The sequence below is a fragment of the Streptomyces sp. NPDC032721 genome (assembly GCF_055579625.1).
Map to the genome: position 1 here is coordinate 1 of NZ_JBVIMX010000061.1, position 2,410 is coordinate 2,410.

Annotated in this window: 1 protein-coding gene; it reads right to left on the bottom strand. The window is 70.8% G+C overall.

Annotated elements, in window-relative coordinates:
• Nucleotides 1-251 precede the first annotated feature (251 nt).
• Entirely contained in the window at nt 252-2,249 is a 1,998-nt protein-coding gene (locus ACZ5PB_RS43415; protein ID WP_468699266.1) for a discoidin domain-containing protein, read from the bottom strand.
• Nucleotides 2,250-2,410 lie beyond the last annotated feature (161 nt).

Below are 2,410 nucleotides of genomic sequence, written 5' to 3' on the forward strand. Positions count from 1 at the left end.
TCATCAGTCAGTTCGAGGCGGAGATTCCTCGGCATGACGTCCCTCCCAGAGGACACCTACCCGCACCGCAGTCCACCCCACCCAGACCGCTCAGCCGAGCGGCGGCGAATGCCGTGAGTACGGCGCAGCAGACTCCGCTGCGCCCGGCCGCGACGAGCAGTGGGTCTGTGTCCGCCACCAGCGCCCCGGACCGCAGCCACGTCCCGGCGAGCAGAGCCACCAGGGCGGCACTGAGCAGGGGCATGGCGGGGTCAGGCAGTCGTCAGTTCGTTGAGGGCCACGTTGCCCCACTGGGTGTTGGCCGCCTTGACGACCAGGCGTACCTGGGAGGTGGTGACGGGGGCGGGGAGGGTGAGGGTGCGGCGTTCGACGGTGGAGGTGTTGCTGTTCCAGGTGAGGGTGGCGTCGGTGAGGCGGGTCGTCCAGTTGGTGCCGTCCCAGGTCTGTACGTCGACCTTGGTGAGGCCCTGGCCCTGGCCGAAGTGGGTGGCGAGGGTGAGGGAGTTGACGGTGCGGGCGGTGCGGTGGTCGACGGTGATGGTGCCGGGGAGTACGGCCGGGTCCTTGCTGCCCCAGCTGGTGGTGTCGCGGCCGTCGACGATCGCGGCGATGGAACCCTGGCCGGTGCCGAGGGTGGTGGAGGCCACCGGGGCGCCCTGGCTGCCGGGGGCGGACTGGACTGCGCCGATGTCGGCGGGGGTGGTGGTGGGGAGGGCGGCGCCGAGGATGTCGCGGCCGCCGTTGCCGGGGATCGGGAGGGCGGCGGCGATGGCGGCGGAGCCGGAGAGCGGCTGGTAGCCGGCGAGGTCGGTACGGGAGGTGGCGGTGCCGGGGGCGGTGAGCTTGGGGGCGCCGGTGAGGGCGGCGGTGTCCGGGGGGACGGGGCCGCCGGCGTAGAGGTTGTTGCGGTAGGTGATGCCTGCGGTGTCGTAGGGGAGCGCGGCCTGGTTGACGATGAGGTTGTTGCGGAAGGTGACGTTCTTGGGGTTGTGGTAGACCTGCGCGATTTTGTAGAGGGGGCGGGCGGAGGTCGAGGTCGGGGCGACGTAGATGGTGTTGTGGTAGATGTCCACGCCGTCGGTGTTGGTCGAGAAGGTGAAGATCTCGTTGCCGTCGTGCTGGCTGATGTTGTAACGGATGACGGCGCTCGCGGGGGCGGTGCCGAGCGAGACGGAGATGAAGAAGCCGCCGCCGTTGTCGTGGCTGTAGTTGTACTGGATCAGGCTGTCGTGGCTGGAGGCGTCCGCGTCGAAGGCGGTGCAGTCCAGGCCGCGGCCGCCGAACCGGGCTCCGTACACCTCGTTGAACTGGACCGTTGTGCGGTCGGCGCCGGACCACCAGATGCCGACGTTGGTGGTGGTGGAGGTGGGGCGGGCGACGGTGTTGTACTCGATGAGGGTGTCGGCGACCTGGTTGGGGTTGATGCCGCCGGAGCCGACGTCGTGGACGTAGTTGTTGCGGATGACCAGGCCGGTGCTGGGAGTGAAGGGGCCGTACTCGGTGGTGGGGATGGCGAGTTCGCCCCAGAGCTCGTTCCAGCCCTCGCGGCGCATCCAGGTGGACCAGGTGGTGATGCCGTAGGCCTTGGTGTCGGCGATCTCGTTGTTCTCGATGAGCATGCCGGTGAAGTAGGTGGGGGTGGTGTTGCCGCGGACGTTGACGAGGATGCCGGCCGAGCCGATGTTGCCCTTGCCGACCTGGGCTATGCCGTCCATGCCGTGGATGTAGTTGTTGCGCAGGGTAATGCCGGGGACGGGGCCGATGTCCTTGGCGCGGACCTCGATGCCGGTGCGCCAGGTGGTGCCGCCGGTGCCGTTGGTGACTTCGAGGCCGTCGAGGGTCCAGTGGCTGAGGTTGTGGAGGAGGACGGTGGAGGGAACGGTGGCGTTGCCGGCGAGGAGGGGTTTGGTGCCGGTGCCGTAGGAGGTGGCGGTGATGGGGGCGGTGGCGGTGCCGGAGCCCTTGGGGGCGAACTGGCCGGGGTAGGTGCGGTTGGTGGCGAAGCGGAGGGTGTCGCCGGGCTGGAAGGTGTGCTGGTTGGCGCGGGGGAGGGTGCGCCAGGGGGTGGTGGGGGTGGTGCCGGGGGCGGTGTCGCTGCCGGACTGGGAGTCGATGTAGTAGGTGGTGCCGGTGGACTCCGTCCGGGGGGAGGTGGGGGTGGGGGTTGCGGCGGAAGCGGTGCCGGGGGCGGAGAGGGCGAGGGTGGCGCCGAGGGTGGTGGTGAGGAAGGTGCGTCTGGTGGGGGACATGGGGGCTCCTTGGGGTGTGGGTGGGGGTGTGGGTGGGGCCGGGTCGGGGGTTGGGGCCATGGCGGAGGTGGGGCGGGGCCGGAGGGTTCGGCTCCGCCGGGGGCCGCCCCCTTGCCCGCCCGTTCCGCCCCCGGGGGGCGGCCCCGCCGCCCAAGGGGGCG